18 protein-coding genes are annotated in these 14,764 nt (G+C 71.1%); 8 read left to right on the forward strand and 10 right to left on the reverse strand.

Annotated elements, in window-relative coordinates:
- The first annotated feature begins 111 nt into the window (after window positions 1–111).
- Window positions 112–2,133: a tetratricopeptide repeat protein gene (locus ABT342_RS04965; RefSeq protein WP_351567090.1), complete on the forward strand. Its 2,022-nt coding sequence runs from the start codon at window positions 112–114 to the stop codon at window positions 2,131–2,133.
- Here ABT342_RS04965 and ABT342_RS04970 read toward each other — a convergent pair.
- Both ABT342_RS04970 and ABT342_RS04975 read right to left on the reverse strand, forming a co-directional pair.
- Entirely contained in the window at window positions 2,123–2,398 is a 276-nt protein-coding gene (locus ABT342_RS04970; protein ID WP_351567093.1) for a DUF397 domain-containing protein, read from the reverse strand. The genes ABT342_RS04965 and ABT342_RS04970 overlap by 11 nt on opposite strands.
- Window positions 2,380–3,234, reverse strand: coding sequence for a helix-turn-helix domain-containing protein (locus tag ABT342_RS04975; RefSeq protein WP_351567096.1), 855 nt, complete (start codon window positions 3,232–3,234; stop codon window positions 2,380–2,382). Before ABT342_RS04975 ends, ABT342_RS04970 begins: the two co-directional genes overlap by 19 nt.
- Before the next feature lie 135 nt (window positions 3,235–3,369).
- On the opposite strand from ABT342_RS04975, the gene ABT342_RS04980 reads away from it, so the two are divergent.
- The 3 genes from ABT342_RS04980 (at window position 3,370) to rox (ending at window position 5,370) form a co-directional block, all read left to right on the forward strand.
- Entirely contained in the window at window positions 3,370–3,576 is a 207-nt protein-coding gene (locus ABT342_RS04980; protein ID WP_351567329.1) for a hypothetical protein, read from the forward strand.
- Complete coding sequence (locus ABT342_RS04985; protein WP_351567099.1) at window positions 3,573–3,794, forward strand: hypothetical protein; 222 nt, start codon at window positions 3,573–3,575, stop codon at window positions 3,792–3,794. The genes ABT342_RS04980 and ABT342_RS04985 overlap by 4 nt, the downstream gene beginning before the upstream one ends.
- A 151-nt stretch (window positions 3,795–3,945) precedes the next feature.
- Window positions 3,946–5,370, forward strand: a complete 1,425-nt coding sequence (gene rox / locus ABT342_RS04990; protein WP_351567102.1) for a rifampin monooxygenase — start codon at window positions 3,946–3,948, stop codon at window positions 5,368–5,370.
- 17 nt (window positions 5,371–5,387) lie between these two features.
- Here rox and ABT342_RS04995 read toward each other — a convergent pair whose 3' ends face one another.
- Genes ABT342_RS04995 through ABT342_RS05005 form a run of 3 tightly spaced genes read right to left on the reverse strand, consistent with a single transcriptional unit; the run spans window position 5,388 to window position 6,948 of the window.
- Window positions 5,388–5,804: an arsenate reductase ArsC gene (locus ABT342_RS04995; protein WP_351567105.1), complete on the reverse strand. Its 417-nt coding sequence runs from the start codon at window positions 5,802–5,804 to the stop codon at window positions 5,388–5,390.
- Window positions 5,801–6,565, reverse strand: a complete 765-nt coding sequence (locus tag ABT342_RS05000; protein WP_351567108.1) for an aquaporin — start codon at window positions 6,563–6,565, stop codon at window positions 5,801–5,803. The genes ABT342_RS04995 and ABT342_RS05000 overlap by 4 nt, the downstream gene beginning before the upstream one ends.
- Window positions 6,562–6,948, reverse strand: a complete 387-nt coding sequence (locus ABT342_RS05005; protein WP_351567111.1) for an ArsR/SmtB family transcription factor — start codon at window positions 6,946–6,948, stop codon at window positions 6,562–6,564. Before ABT342_RS05005 ends, ABT342_RS05000 begins: the two co-directional genes overlap by 4 nt.
- Before the next feature lie 90 nt (window positions 6,949–7,038).
- On the opposite strand from ABT342_RS05005, the gene ABT342_RS05010 reads away from it, so the two are divergent.
- Window positions 7,039–7,482: an ArsI/CadI family heavy metal resistance metalloenzyme gene (locus ABT342_RS05010; protein ID WP_351567114.1), complete on the forward strand. Its 444-nt coding sequence runs from the start codon at window positions 7,039–7,041 to the stop codon at window positions 7,480–7,482.
- 98 nt (window positions 7,483–7,580) lie between these two features.
- Here the strand turns inward: ABT342_RS05010 and ABT342_RS05015 are convergent, their stop codons facing one another.
- Window positions 7,581–7,841, reverse strand: a complete 261-nt coding sequence (locus ABT342_RS05015; RefSeq protein ID WP_351567116.1) for a hypothetical protein — start codon at window positions 7,839–7,841, stop codon at window positions 7,581–7,583.
- Complete coding sequence (locus ABT342_RS05020) at window positions 7,838–8,185, reverse strand: DUF6247 family protein (RefSeq protein ID WP_351567119.1); 348 nt, start codon at window positions 8,183–8,185, stop codon at window positions 7,838–7,840. The genes ABT342_RS05015 and ABT342_RS05020 overlap by 4 nt, the downstream gene beginning before the upstream one ends.
- 294 nt (window positions 8,186–8,479) lie before the next feature.
- Between ABT342_RS05020 and recO the strand changes: the two genes are divergently transcribed.
- From recO to ABT342_RS05035, 3 genes are all read left to right on the forward strand, one after another.
- On the forward strand, window positions 8,480–9,226 hold the full coding sequence (gene recO / locus ABT342_RS05025) for a DNA repair protein RecO (RefSeq protein WP_351567122.1): 747 nt from the start codon (window positions 8,480–8,482) through the stop codon (window positions 9,224–9,226).
- A 22-nt stretch (window positions 9,227–9,248) separates the two neighbouring features.
- Window positions 9,249–10,097, forward strand: a complete 849-nt coding sequence (locus ABT342_RS05030; RefSeq protein WP_351567125.1) for an isoprenyl transferase — start codon at window positions 9,249–9,251, stop codon at window positions 10,095–10,097.
- A gap of 166 nt (window positions 10,098–10,263) precedes the next feature.
- A complete protein-coding gene (locus tag ABT342_RS05035; protein ID WP_351567128.1) occupies window positions 10,264–12,504 on the forward strand; it encodes a hypothetical protein in 2,241 nt (746 codons plus the stop codon).
- A gap of 98 nt (window positions 12,505–12,602) precedes the next feature.
- On the opposite strand, the gene ABT342_RS05040 is transcribed toward ABT342_RS05035, so the two are convergent.
- From ABT342_RS05040 to ABT342_RS05050, 3 genes are read right to left on the reverse strand one after another with little or no spacing between them, the layout of a single operon-like run.
- A complete protein-coding gene (locus ABT342_RS05040) occupies window positions 12,603–13,022 on the reverse strand; it encodes a Fur family transcriptional regulator (protein WP_351567131.1) in 420 nt (139 codons plus the stop codon).
- Between the two features lie 55 nt (window positions 13,023–13,077).
- A complete protein-coding gene (locus tag ABT342_RS05045; protein ID WP_351567137.1) occupies window positions 13,078–13,971 on the reverse strand; it encodes a metal ABC transporter permease in 894 nt (297 codons plus the stop codon).
- Window positions 13,972–13,973: 2 nt separating this feature from the next.
- Window positions 13,974–14,750 carry a metal ABC transporter ATP-binding protein gene (locus tag ABT342_RS05050; protein WP_351567140.1) on the reverse strand — a complete coding sequence of 259 codons (777 nt, stop codon included), beginning with the start codon at window positions 14,748–14,750 and terminating at the stop codon, window positions 13,974–13,976.
- Between the last annotated feature and the right edge of the window lie 14 nt (window positions 14,751–14,764).

Genomic DNA, 14,764 nt, shown 5'->3' on the forward strand with positions numbered 1-14,764 from the left:
CTTCGTCCGGAGCTCGCCGGTACCGTGCGAGCCTGGTCGCGTGCGCCACAATGGGCGCACGCGTACCGCAAGGTGGACGGGGGGACTGTGCGGGGGAGTCGTGCGACGGTCGTGCTGGCTGCGGGACTGAGTCTGCCGACCGTGCTGCTCGCGGTCGCCCTCGGCGTCCTGACCATCGGGGCGGCCCTGGTCGCCCTGCGTCGCGCCCGCGCCCGCAGGCCTGGAGCGGGCCATCCGGACACCGCTTCCGCCGCCCCTGCCGATTCGCCCGAACTCCCTTCTCCCGTACGGGACTTCACGGGCCGCGCCGGAGACCTGGAGGAACTCCGCCGCCTCGTCGACGACGGGCATCGCGCCATCGTTGTCACCGGCCCGGCCGGTGTCGGCAAGTCCTCGCTCGTCCTCCGCCTCGCCGACGAACTGCGCCCGCGGTTCCCGGACGGCCAGCTGTACGCCGACCTCGGCACCGACCACGGCGACGCGCTGCCGAGCTTCCTCGCCGCCCTCGGGGCGTCCGAGGAGGAGCAGCGGGGCGATACTCCGGCCCTCGCCGCACGCTTCCGCGGCCGTACCGCCCGGCGCGGCATCCTGGTGGTTCTGGCCGACGCGGCCGACGCGGCCCAGGTCGCCCCGCTGCTCCCGGCGGGGGAGCAGTGCCTGACCCTGATCACGGCGCGTTCCCTGGACCTCCCCGGGGCGGCCTCCTTCACCCTGGCCCCCCTCACGCCGCAGGAAGCCCCCCTGCTGTGGGCCGCGGCGGGTGGGCACAAGCCACCCACCGTCGCGCCCCCGGACAGCGACCTGCTGCCGCTGGCGATCCGCATCGCCGCAGCCTCCGGCCAGCCCGCGGACCGGGTCGCCGCGGAGCGCGCCCGCCTCGCGGCCCTCGGCATCGGCGACCTCGCCATCCGCGCCGCCTTCGAGACCGGTTACGCCGCCCTCGCGGACTCCGACCGCCACCTCTTCCGCAGCCTCGGTGCCTACCCCTGTCTGCGCCTCACGGTCCCCGTCGCGGCGGCGGCAGCGGACTGGGAACAGCGAGCGGCCCGTGTGGGTCTGGAGCGCCTCGCCGCCGCCCAGCTCATACGTCCCGAGGGCCGCGACACGTACCGCATCCACGACCTCATCCGCCGGTTCGCCGCCGAACGCCTCGAAGCCGACGTCTCCCCCGCCGACCGCCGCGCCGCCCTCGAACGCCTCCTCGCCGCCGACCCGGTGGACCCCGCCGCCATCCCCCTCCTCGTCCGCGCGGGAGTGCGCGAGGGCCTCCATGCCGCGACGTATCGCCTGGCGGCGACGGCGGAGGTCCGCCTGCGGGACGAGCCCAGTCAGGTCGCGCGTATCGCGATGTGGTCGGCGGTCCTCGACGCGGCCCGCCGGTCGGGCGAGAACGGCTGCGCGGCGCAGGCCCTGCGCTGCCTGGGCGAGGCGTACGCCCGCGAGGGCCGCTACGACCGGGCGATAGACCATCTGCGGATGTCCATAGCTGTGCAGCAACGGGCGGACACCCGCGCCGACCAGATGGAGGCCCGCCGGCTCCTGGGCGACGCCCTGCACAAGGCGGGCCGATACGACGAGGCCCTGCGCGAGCTCCGTACGGCCCTGGACGTCTGTCGCGCCCTGCACCGGCCGAGGTGCGAGGCGGAGATCCTCAGCAGCCTGGGCGCGCTCCACATGGACCGCCGCCGCCCCGACCAGGCGATCGCCTGCCTCGAACCGGCGGTCATCGCCCTCCCGCGCTGCGCCGACGCCGAACGCCACCTGGGTGCCGCGTACGTCCAGACCGGCAACCTCGCGGCCGCCGAGCGGAGCCTGCGCGCCGCACTCGCCCTCTACGGCCGGCAGAACCGCCCGGTGGGCGAGGGCTGGACCCTGCGCGAGTTCGGCTACCTGGAGGAACGCCGGGGCGCGTACGGTCCGGGCGCGGTCTACCACCGTGCCGCGCTGGACACGTTCGACCGCGTCGGCTACGGCAAGGGCGTCGCGGCGGCGGCCGAGGCCATCGGCGACAACCTGCTCGCGCAGGGCGACCAGGCGGCCGCCGACGCGGAGTACCACCGCGCGGCGGCGGTGTACGCGGACCTCGGCGACCACGTACGGGAGGCCGAGATCCGCCGCAAGCTCAGCGCGTGACGACTCCGTCGATGAAGGCGGCCCACGCGGGGGCGTTCACGACGAGGACGGGTCCGGAGGGGACCTTGGAGTCACGGACGGGGACGACGCCAGGGACGTTGTCGAGGACCTCGACGCAGCTGCCGCCGTCACCGTTGCTGTACGTGCTCTTACGCCAGGGGGCGGCGCCGGGGAAGTCGTACGCGACTTCGACGCAGTCGCCGCCCTCGCCGTTGCTGTAGCTGCTCTTGAACCAGCGGGCGGTGCTCAGGTCGTACTTGCGCATCGTCTGTGTTCCTCCGCCGCCGATTCGATCAGGGCCAGGGACGCCGCCGGCGACAGCGCGGCGACCCTGAGCAGATCGTAGGCGCGCTGTGCCCGCTTCACCACAGCCGGATCGTCCAGCAGAGTCCCCGAAAACGAGGTCTCTGTATAGGCGGTTGGCGGAGCGTCCTCGAACTCCATGAGCTTCAACGCCCCGTTCATGGACGCATGGGCCCCCACCGAGCGCGGGATCACCATCACCAGCGCCTTGCGCTCGCGGATCGCCGCCGCGATGTGGTCCAGCTGCCGGGCCATCGCGGCGTGGCCGCCGACCGGGACGCGCAGCACGTTTTCATGCAGCGTCGCCCAATACTCGGGCCTTGTAGCGTCCTTGAGGATCTGCTGCCGGTCCATCCGGGACCGGACCTTCTCCTCCACGTACTCCTCGGCGGCGAACGGGTTGGCCGCGATCGTGACCGCCCGCGCGTACTCGGCGGTCTGGAGCAGCCCCGGCACGGCCGACGGCGCGAACTCGCAGATCTTCGTCGCCAGTGCCTCCAGCTCCGCCACCTCCGCGAAGTAATCCGCGTACGGCGACTTCGCGATCAGCTTTCGCCACATCCGCTCGAAAATACCGTCGGTTTGTAGCGCCTCGTCGAGCCGGATCGCGACATCCTTCTGCGGCTTACGAATGGCCTGTTCGAATTGGCCGATGTATGCCCCGGACACGAATACCCGCATCCCCAGTTCCCGCTGTGTCAGCCCCGCCGCCTCCCGCCTCGCCTTGAGTTCCTGCCCGAAGAACTCCCAGGCCCTCTGGCTCGACCCGGTCCCTCGCCCCCTGCCTGCGTTGGCCATGGATTAACTCCTTTGTGCTGCCGAGCAGTTGTTGCGTGCGTATGGCTGACGATCCTAGGGCGGCGTCTTCACACTCGTACCGAGAAGGGGGAAAACTAATCCAATGGACCGAGGAGACATGAGTTCATGGAAACAATGGGAAACCTCGAAGAAGCCGAAGCCGTCGTGGCCCAATTGCGCACCGCTCTCGCCCGCGCCGGTGTGACCCTGCCGTCGCTGGGCCTGGATCCCGTCTCGTACGCCGGCGAGGACGCGCGCGTGCTGGTCGATCTGGGCCGCTGCAACATCGAGACCGCCCGGCGCATGGTCGCCGCCCTGCCGAAGGAGGCCGCCGACCGATGACGACGACACCGCCCGTGGGGGCGTACGTAATCGACACGGATACGGGGCGTGTTGGCCGCCTGATGGGCTACGAGGGCCCGTACGCGCAGCTCAGACCGCTTGGCGGCGGCCGGGAATGGGACTGCGCCCCCGACATACTGCGCATCGCGACCGCCGCCGAGCGGCTGAGCGCGGCGACGGCGTACGCGAACGCGCGCAGCCGGGGCGAGGTGCCGTGAGCGGGCGGGGGAAAAAGCAAAGGCAAGGAGGTCACTCACTCCTTGCCACTCTCAACCTATAGCGCACCGGGGGGCTTGCGGCAAGGCCCCGGTCGTGCCGCAGAATCACTGATCTCAAAGCCTGGACCTGCGGAAATGGGTGTTTGATTTGATGATCGACGTGATCGTGGCCGGTGGCGGACCGACCGGCTTGATGCTGGCCTGCGAGCTCCGTCTGCACGGGGTGCACGTGGTCGTACTGGAGAAGCTGACCGAGCCGACCCAGCAGTCCCGCGGGCAGGGCCTGCACGCGCGGAGTGTGGAGGTGATGGCCCAGCGCGGCCTGCTGGACCGGTTCCTCGCGGTGAACGAGAAGTTCTCGGTCGGGGGTCTGTTCGGCGGCATCATGAAGCCGTGGCCCGACCAGGTGGACACGGCCCACCCCTTCGGCGTCGCCACCCCGCAGCCGGTCACCGAGCGGCTGCTCAACGAGCGCGCCCTCGAACTCGGAACCGAGATCCGGCGCGGCTGCGAAGTGGTCGGGCTGAGCCAGGACGAGGAGGGGGTGACCGTCGGGCTGGCGGACGGCACGGAGCTGCGCTCGCGCTATCTCGTCGGGTGCGACGGCGGCCGCAGTGTGGTGCGCAAGCTGCTCGGCGTCGGGTTCCCCGGCGAGCCCGCCAAGGTCGAGACGCTGCTGGGCGAGATGCAGGCGACCGCGGATCAGGCGACGATCTCCGCCGCCGTCGCGGAGGTCCACAAGACCCAGCTGCGGTTCGGTCTCGCCCCCATCGAGGGCGGGTTCTACCGCGTCGTCGTGCCCGCCGACGGGGTGGCCGAGGACCGGGCCGCGCCGACCCTCGACGAGTTCAAGCAGCAGCTGCGGGCGTTCGCCGGGACCGACTTCGGCGTGCACTCGCCGCGCTGGCTGTCCCGGTTCGGCGACGCGACCCGGCAGGCCGAGCGCTACCGGGTCGGCCGGGTGATGCTGGCCGGCGACGCGGCGCACATCCACCCGCCGACCGGTGGGCAGGGGCTGAACCTCGGCGTGCAGGACGCGTTCAACCTCGGCTGGAAGCTGGCTGCCGCGGTGGGCGGCTGGGCGCCGGAGGGGCTGCTGGACACCTATCACGCCGAACGGCACCCGGTGGGCGCCGCCGTACTGGAGAACACCCGCGCGCAGATCACGCTGCTGGGGGCCGATCCGGGCGCGACGGCGCTGCGGGGGCTGTTCTCGAAGCTGATGGACTTCGAGGAGGTGAACCGGTACATGACCGAGATGATCACGGCGGTCGGCGTCCGGTACGACTTCGGTGAGGGCCATGAACTGCTCGGCCGACGGATGCGGGACGTGCAGCTGAAGCGGGGCCGCCTGTACGAGCTGATGCACGGCGGGCGCGGGCTGCTGCTCGACCAGACCGGCCGGCTCTCGGTGGAGGGCTGGGCGGACCGGGTCGACCACGTCGTCGACGTCAGCGAGGAACTGGACGTACCGGCCGTACTGTTGCGGCCGGACGGACATGTGGCGTGGGTGGGTGACGATCAGCAGGATCTGCTCGGCCGACTGCCGCTGTGGTTCGGCGCCGCCACCGGCTGAGCGAGCAGCCCCTTGCGTCAAGAACTCGGGATGCCGAGTTCGGTCAGCAGGCCCCGGACGCGCCGCTCGATCTCGTCGCGGATCGGGCGGACCGCGTCGACGCCCTGCCCGGCCGGATCGTCGAGGGTCCAGTCCAGGTACCGCTTGCCGGGGAAGTACGGGCAGGCGTCGCCGCACCCCATCGTGATGACCACGTCGGAGGACCGCACCGCCTCCGTGGTGAGGACCTTCGGGGTCTCGGCCGAGATGTCGATGCCGGTCTCCTTCATGGCCTCCACCACCGCCGGGTTCACGGCGTCGGCGGGGGCGGAGCCGGCCGAGCGGACCTGGACGCGGTCGCCGCCGAGGTGGGTGAGGAAGGCGGCGGCCATCTGGGACCGGCCGGCGTTGTGCACGCAGACGAACAGCACATTGGGAACGGCGGAAGTGGTCATGAGGTCAGGGCGCTTTCTTCGGAGGAGCTTTCTTCGGAGGAGCGGGCGGTCGCGCCCTTCGGCGGTGTCGCGGTGTCCGGGCGGCGGCCGAAGCTGATCGCGACCAGGACCAGGCCGACGGCGGCGCCGACGAGCTGGGCGGCGAGGAACGGTGCCACGGAGGAGGGGGCGATACCGGCGAAGGTGTCGGTGAAGGCGCGGCCGATCGTCACCGCCGGGTTGGCGAAGCTGGTGGAGGAGGTGAACCAGTACGCGGCTCCGATGTAGGAGGCGACCAGCAGGGGCGCGAGCTGCGCCCGCCCGACCCGGGTCAGGCCGAAGATCAGCCAGATCAGCCCGGCGGTGGCGACGACCTCGCCCAGCCACAGGTGGGCCGCGAAGCGGTCATGGGTGGACAGGCGCACCAGTGGCCTGCCGAACATGGCGTCCGCGAGCACCGCACCGCCGATCGCGCCGGTGACCTGGGCCGCCGCGTACGCCCCGACGTCGCGCAGTGCGGGGCCGTCCCCGGTCCCGCGGCCGGTGAACCAGGCCGCGAGCGTCACCGCCGGGTTGAAGTGGGCCCCGGACACGGGCCCGAGGAACGCGATCAGCATGCCCAGGCCGAAGACCGTGGCCAGGGAGTTGGCCAGCAGCTGCACCCCGATGTCCCGGGTGAGCTCGGTGGCCTGGATGCCGGAGCCGACCACCACCGCGACCAGCGCGGCCGTGCCGAGCGCCTCGACGGCCGCCCGCCGCGCCAGCGGCGCCTCGCCGCTCACGCGAGGGCCTTCGCGGGCGCGGCGGCGGGGATCTGGAGCAGGGCGGACAGCTTCGCCAGGGCCTCGGGCAGCACCCAGTAGTACACCCACGTCCCCCGCCGCTCGGAGCCGACCAGACCGGCCTCGCGCAGCACCTTCAGGTGGTGGGAGATCGTCGGCTGGGATACGTCGAACGGGCCGGTCAGGTCGCACACGCACGCCTCGCCGCCCTCATGGGAGGCGATCAGCGACAGCAGGCGCAGCCGGACCGGGTCGGACAGCGCCTTGAACATCCGCGACAGCTCGGCCGCGTCCTCCTCGCCCAGGGGCTCGCGGACCAGCGGCGCGCAGCACACCGCGTCGTCGTCCTGTCCGAGCACCGGCAGGCCAGCTTGTTTCGACATTTCTCTATGTTGACAGTCATCTAATCCGGTGGCAAGGTCGACTGTATCGACAGATGTCGAAACAAGAAGAATCCCGGATGGGAGACCGCCATGTCCCGTGTCCAGCTCGCCCTGCGCGTCGCCGACCTCGAAGGGTCGATCGCCTTCTACTCCAAGCTCTTCGGCACCGAACCGGCCAAGCGCCGCGAGGGCTACGCCAACTTCGCGATCGCCGAGCCCCCGCTCAAGCTCGTCCTGATCGAGGGCGAGGCCGGCGAGGACACCCGCCTGGACCACCTCGGCGTCGAGGTCGCCTCCACCGAAGAGGCCACCGCCGCCACCGAGCGACTGAAGGAGTCCGGCCTGGCGACCTTCGAGGAGGCCGACACCTCCTGCTGCTACGCCCTTCAGGACAAGGTGTGGGTGACAGGGCCCGGCAAGGAGCCCTGGGAGGTCTACGTCGTCAAGGCCGATGCCGACACCCTCGGCAAGAGCGCCGACGCCGCCCCCGACGGCTGCTGCGGCACCACCGCCGGATGTGCCTGCGGGAGCTGACCGGGCGCTGGTGGCGTGCCCGCATCCGCGCCGCGCCGCCGGCGCGGCGGCCTACGCGAACGCGCGCAGCCGGGGCGAGGCGCCGTCGCCGGACGTCGTCAGCCGTACCAGGTGATGTTGCAGATGTAGACGCACTCGTGGCGCGGGACGGGCAGGAAGCTGATGAAGCCGCGTCCGCCGAGGATGTCGAACTCCCGTAACCCGCCCTCGCGGTCGAACGGTCTGCCGACCCTGACCGAGTCCTTGCCCAGCGCGGCGAGCTCGGTGGTCAGGCGTTCCACCTCGGCGACCACTCCTGGGGGCAGCCCCTTGGTGATGTATTCCTCGGTCGGGTTGTAGTCCCAGGTCCAGTCGCTCACAGGCCGGCCTCTGCCTCCGCTGCCTCGCGGATTCGGCCGATCTCCGCAATTGCGTCCGTCGGGTCCTGCTCACCCGCGTCCACGATGCGTTCCAGCTCCCGCAGGCGCGAGGCACGCTGTGGATGCCGTTCGATCGCGACGAATACGGCCCAGGAGTGTACGAAGGCTCGCAGTGGGGCGAGGCTCTGCGTTTGCTGCGCGTTGGTCGTCGCTTCGAAGAGGTGCTGGGTGAGCGCGGGGAGGCGGCTCGGAGCGATCCGTGAGACCGCCGCCCGCAAGGCATCGGGAGTGAGGTCGGGCATCGGGATCAGCGGCCCGTACGGGCCATCAGGCTGTGCGCTCAAGAGGGCCTCCGGTGCGGATGAGGTAGGTCCTCGTACCGTACCGGCGGGGACGGGGCTCCGCCCCGGGCCGGACCGGAAGCTTCACCGGCATGAGTGTGGGCCCCGGTAGGCACGCCGGCATGGATCAGAAGATGTTCCGCTCCCGGTGGCGGGAAGAAGGCCGCCGCGTTGATACGGCGGCGGCCCCATGCTGAACGTCCCCCGCTGAGCACGGTCGACGACCTCGTCGTCCTCGCGCGGCCTGATGGGGCCCGGAGGGTCCGGCGCGCCCTCCCCGTACGGGAGAATGGGTCCATGAGCCTGTTCCGCGACGACGGCATCGTGCTGCGCACCCAGAAGCTGGGTGAAGCGGACCGCATCATCACCCTCCTCACGCGCGGCCACGGCCGCGTCCGCGCCGTCGCCCGTGGCGTACGCCGGACCAAGTCGAAGTTCGGCGCCCGGCTGGAGCCCTTCTCGCACGTGGACGTGCAGTTCTTCGCGCGCGGCAGCGAGCTCGTCGGGCGCGGGCTGCCGCTCTGCACGCAGAGCGAGACGATCGCACCGTACGGAAGCGGCATCGTCACCGACTACGCCCGCTACACCGCCGGGACCGCCATGCTGGAGACGGCGGAGCGCTTCACCGACCACGAGGGCGAGCCGGCCGTCCAGCAGTACCTGCTGCTCGTCGGGGGGCTGCGTACCCTCTCGCGCGGAGAGCACCCCCCGCACCTCATCCTCGACGCGTTCCTGCTGCGCTCCCTCGCCGTCAACGGCTACGCGCCCAGCTTCGGGGACTGCGCGCGATGCGGCATCCACGGGCCCAACCGCTTCTTCTCCGTCGCCGCCGGCGGAGTCATATGCGCCGACTGCCGGGTGCCCGGCAGCGTCGTACCCTCTGCTGAGGCCATCGGTCTGCTCAGTGCCCTGCTGACCGGCGACTGGGACACGGCGGAAGCGGCCGAGGACCGCCACGTCCGGGAGGGCAGCGGGCTGGTGTCCGCCTATCTGCACTGGCATCTGGAGCGCGGCCTGCGCTCACTGCGGTACGTAGAGAAGTAACCGAGATCGGAGACGAAAGCGCATGGCAGTACGCGGATTCCTGGGACGCTCCCGCCGCGAGTACCAGGCCCCCGAGCCGCACCCGTCCGGGGCCAGGCCGCCGAGGATCCCCGGCGAGCTGGTGCCCAAGCATGTCGCGATCGTCATGGACGGCAACGGCCGCTGGGCCAAGGACCGCGGCCTGCCGCGCACCGAGGGGCACAAGGTCGGCGCCGAGCGGGTGCTGGACGTCCTCCAGGGCGCGATCGAGATGGGCGTCGGGAGCATCTCCCTGTACGCCTTCTCCACCGAGAACTGGAAGCGCTCGCCGGACGAGGTGCGCTTCCTGATGAACTTCAACCGTGACTTCATCCGCAAGACCCGCGACCAGCTCGACGCGCTCGGCATCCGTGTCCGCTGGGTGGGACGGATGCCCAAGCTGTGGAAGTCGGTGGCCAAGGAGCTCCAGATCGCCCAGGAGCAGACCACGGACAACGACAAGCTCACGCTGTACTTCTGCATGAACTACGGCGGGCGCGCGGAGATCGCCGACGCGGCACAGGCCCTGGCCGAGGACGTGAAGGCGGGGAGGCTCGACCCGTCGAAGGTCTCGGAGAAGACCCTCGCGAAGTACCTGTACTACCCGGACATGCCGGACGTGGACCTCTTCCTGCGCCCGAGCGGCGAGCAGCGCACCTCCAACTACCTGATCTGGCAGAGCGCCTACGCCGAGATGGTCTTCCAGGACGTGCTGTGGCCCGACTTCGACCGCCGCGACCTGTGGCGGGCCTGTCTGGAGTACGCCCAGCGCGACCGGCGCTTCGGCGGGGCGATCCCGAACGAGGAGCTGCTCGCGATGCAGGGCAAGGACCCGGACCCGCAGACCGCGTAACCCCACACTCCACACCCCGCACTCCGCACGACCTCACGGCAGGGAACCGTACGGCCGGCGCCACCCCAACAGGGGCGCTCGGCGTGACGGTTCCCTGCCGCCGTGCTCGGCTGGGACTGCCAGGCCGACACGACGGGCCCGGTGCCCGAGCGGAGGAGCACAAACGATGGCAGTCATGGCGGACCCCACGTCACTCGACGGGCAGGCTCAGCCGGCCCGGGTGTACGAGGTCGAGGACCTGATCAGACCGTCCGAAGTCGAACAGCTGACGGAGGCGGCCTCCACAACGCCCCAAGGGCCGGAACAGACGGCCTGGCTCCAGGCGAAGGTGGCGCAGCTGGAAGCGCACATCGCGCTCAAGGACGCGGCGGAAAGCACACCCCGCCTGGTGCGCGGCCGCTATCGCAGCGCCGGTGCGGAACACCAGCTGGAGCTGCGCGTCGACGTGGACGGCTTCCGGCCGACCATGCGGGTGAGCGGCGACTTCTTCCAGACCACCGGCGCCACCACCAGCTACGTCGGGTCCTTCGTGGTCGAGGCGCCGACGGTCACCTCCGAGGCCGGGGTGGTGAAGCTCGAAGGAACGGGGAGGTTCAGCTTCCCCGTCGCGTCACGGCACGTGCGCGTGACCATTCCGCGCGGGACCGGGATCCCGCCACGGCCGGGCCTGGCGACCGTGCAGTTCCTGGCGGGTGCCTCGGCCACCAACCCGACGTCGACGTTCCCGTGCTCGTTCGTGTCCCCGCACTTCCGCAGCCTGCGGCTGGAGCAGGACTCCGTCGCCGGGACCGTGCCCTTCATCTCGTACGACACCGGCTCGCTGCCGGGGCCCCAGGGGAGCCCCGCGCGCATCCTGACGGTGCCGAAGGCGTACGAGGAGGCCGGGATCGAGGTGCAGATCGCGGGGGTGCCCAACGTCGTCGACACCACGGGCGCCGGAGCGGACGCAAGGTGGGACAACGCCGAGCTGCACAACGCGATGGTCAACCACTTCAGCCTCTGGCGTGACGCGCCCCAGTGGCAGGCGTGGCTGCTGGTGGCCACCTCTCATGTGTCGGACACCACCCGGGGGATCATGTTCGACTTCACCGGAGCCGTCCAGAGACAAGGCTGCGCGGTCTTTCACGACAAGATCAAGGGGTCCGACCCGGCCAGCCAACGGGCACAGCTGCGTACGTACGTGCACGAGCTGGGCCACGCCTTCAACCTGATGCACTCGTGGCAGAAGGACAACGCCGTGCCGCCGCAGCCGCTGGGCCCCAACGGCGGTCTGGGCGACCTGTCATGGATGAACTACGCACAGGACTTCCGGCCCCCGCCGCCGGCACCCGGCGGCTTGGCCGCCTACTGGGCCGCGTTCCCGTTCCAGTACACGGAGAGCGAGCTCATCCACCTGAGGCACGGCTTCTACCGCGACGTGGTCATGGGCGGGAACCGGTTCCAGGTGGGCGCGGCCGAGGTCGACGCGGACCTCTTCGCCGATCCCGTGGCCGACAACTCCGGCCTCGCCCTGGAGCTGCGCTCCGACAGCACCTTCCGCTTCGGCCAGCCGGTCGTGGTCGAACTCAAGCTGTCCACCACCGACCAGCGCGGGCGCACCACCCACGGGCGGCTGGATCCCGAGGAAGGCTTCGTCGCCATCGCCATCAGCGGCCCTTCCGGCGAGACCAGGCTGTACCGGCCACCGCTGACGCGCTGCGTGGAGGGGGACGCGGACGTCCGGCTGGACGCCGAGCGGCCGGCGATCTACGAGAGCTTCTACATCGGCTACGGCAAGGACGGCCTGTATTTCCAGCAGCCCGGCCGGTACCAGGTGCGCGCCCAGTACATCGCCTCGGACGGCTCCCGGGTGCTCTCCCAGGTCCACCACATGACGGTCCGCTCGCCCCGTACGGAGGAGGACGAGAGCGTGGCCGAGCTGATGATGGGCGACGAGCAGGGCATGCTCTTCTACCTGCTCGGCTCCGACAGCCAGGCGCTCAGCTCCGGGAACGCGGCTCTTGACGAGGTGCTCGACCGGTACGCCGACCACCCGCTCGCCGTCTATCCACAGCTGGTCAAGGGCGCCAACGCCTCCCGGGACTTCAAGTACCTGAGCTCCGACAAGAGGCTGACCATGAGGCCCGCCGACCCCGACGAGAGCATCCGGAACCTGAACCTGGTCGTCGACGCCACACTGGCGGACCGGGGCGTCGACAACATCACTCTGGGCTGGGTGATGGAACGCCGTGCCCGGATGGAGGCCAGGGCGGGTGACCTCGGGCGGGCCAGGCGGACGATGGACGACATGGTGGACCTGTTCCGCAACAGGACACACAACCCCGCCGTACTCCGGGACATCGAGGTACAGGCGGAACGGGTCAGGGAGTCGCTGACCGGTCGCAACGGACGTCGCGACAAGCGGTAGTGCCCGGCGGCAGCGGCCGGACAGGCTAGTCCGGCAGGTCAGGCTGGGCCGGGTCAGGCCCGGTCAGGCCGGGTCAGGTCGGGCCGGGTCAGGCCGGGTCAGTTCCCGGCCGCTGCCGCGCACTCCGCGCACGTACCGAAGATCTCCACCGTGTGCGCCACGTTCACATAGCCGTGCTGCGAGGCGATCGTCTCCGCCCACTGCTCGACCGCCGGGCCCTCGACCTCGACCGCCTTGCCGCACACGCGGCACACCAGATGGTGGTGGTGCTCGCCCGACTCGCAGCGCCGGTACACCGCCTCGCCGTCGCTCGTGCGCAGCACGTCCACCTCACCGGCCTCGGCGAGGGACTGCAGGGTCCGGTACACCGTCGTCAGGCCGACCGAATCACCGCGGTGCTTGAGCATGTCGTGCAGCTCCTGCGCACTGCGGAACTCGTCCACCTCGTCGAGCGCCGCCGACACCGCGGCCCGCTGCCGGGTCGACCGGCCGCGTACGGGGGGTCCAGCCGTCGCCACAGGTGCCTCCTTCGTTCCGCGCTCCTCCGACGCGGGCCATTCTGCCAGGCCCGGTTCAGACCCTTGCGCGGTCGGTCGCGCGCGCGGAGGCGGGGAGGTCCAGATCGCATTCGTCCTCGGCGGTCTCCAGCGCCTTCGCGCGCCGTCTGGCGAGCGGCGTCGCCAGCGCCGTGAGCACCACGAAGACGCCGATCGCCAACAGGACGATCGTCGCACCCGGCGGCACGTCCCGGTAGTACGACGCGACAGTGCCCGACAGGGTCACCGCGACCCCGATCGCCACAGCGGCGACGAACGTGACGGCGAACGAGCGGGTGACCTGCTGGGCCGCCGCCACCGGCACCACCATCAGCGCGCTGACCAGCAGCAGGCCGACGACGCGCATCCCGACCGTGACCGTCACCGCCGCCGTCACGGCCACCAGCAGGTTCAGCGCCCGCACGGGAAGGCCCGTGACGCGCGCGAACTCCTCGTCCTGGCTGATCGCGAACAGCTGCCTGCGCAGACCGACCGTGATCAGCAGGACGAAGCCGGCGAGCAGACAGATCGCGGTGACGTCCTCGTCGGAGACGGTCGACAGCGAGCCGAAGAGATACGAGACCAGGTTGGCGTTCGATCCGGTGCCGGACAGGTTCGTCAGCAGGACGCCGCCCGCCATGCCGCCGTAGAAGAGCATCGCGAGCGCGATGTCGCCGCGCGTCCGGCCGTACGCCCGGATCAGCTCCATCGCGATCGCGCCGACGACCGCCACCAGCGTCGCCATCCACACGGGGTTGGCCTGCATCAGGAAGCCGAGGCCGACACCGGTCATCGCGACATGGCCGATGCCGTCGCCCATCAGGGCCTGGCGGCGCTGCACCAGGTGAATGCCGAGGGCCGGCGCGGTGACGCCGACCAGCACGGCGGCCAGCAGCGCCCGCTGCATGAAGGGGTCCTGGAGGATTTCCATGATCAGGTCAGCAGTCCCGTGCGGAGCGGCTCGTCGGCCGCGTGCGGATGTACGTGGTCGTGGCCGGGCAGCGCGTGCTGGCCGACGGCCTGCGGCGGCGGGCCGTCGTGGACGACGCAGCCGTCGCGCAGCACCACGGCGCGGTCGATCAGCGGCTCCAGCGGGCCGAGTTCGTGCAGGACGAGCAGCACCGTCGCACCGGCCGCGACCTGCTCGCGCAGGGTCGCCGCCAGGATCTCCTGGCTGGCCAGGTCCACGCCCGCCATCGGCTCGTCCATGATCAGCAGCTCGGGTTCGGCCGCCAGCGCGCGGGCTATCAGCACTCGCTGGTGCTGGCCGCCGGACAGCGAGCTGACCGAGTCCTTCGTCCGGTCGGCGAGCCCGACCAGCTCGATGGCGTGCCGCACGGCCGCCCTGTCGTGACGGGACGGCCACTTCAGCTTCGTACGCGAAAGACGGCCGGAGGAGACCACCTCACGGACCGTGGCCGGAACACCGCTGGTCGCGGTCGTGCGCTGCGGTACGTAACCGACGCGCGACCAGTCGCGGAAGCGGCGCAGCCGCGTGCCGAAGAGCGAGACCTCCCCGCCGGTGAGCGCCACCTGGCCGATCAGCGAGCGGACGACCGTCGACTTGCCGGAGCCGTTGGCGCCGAGCAGGGCGACGACCTCACCGCGCTCGACGGTGAGGTCGACGCCGCGCAGCACGTGGCGCGAGCCGAGCGTCGCCCTGGCCCCTTGGACGGATATGACGGGCTCGGTGCCGACGGGCTCGCTCACGGTGGTGCCTCCGG

The organism is Streptomyces sp. NPDC000410 (genome assembly GCF_040300305.1).
Taxonomy (GTDB): Bacteria; Actinomycetota; Actinomycetes; order Streptomycetales; family Streptomycetaceae; genus Streptomyces.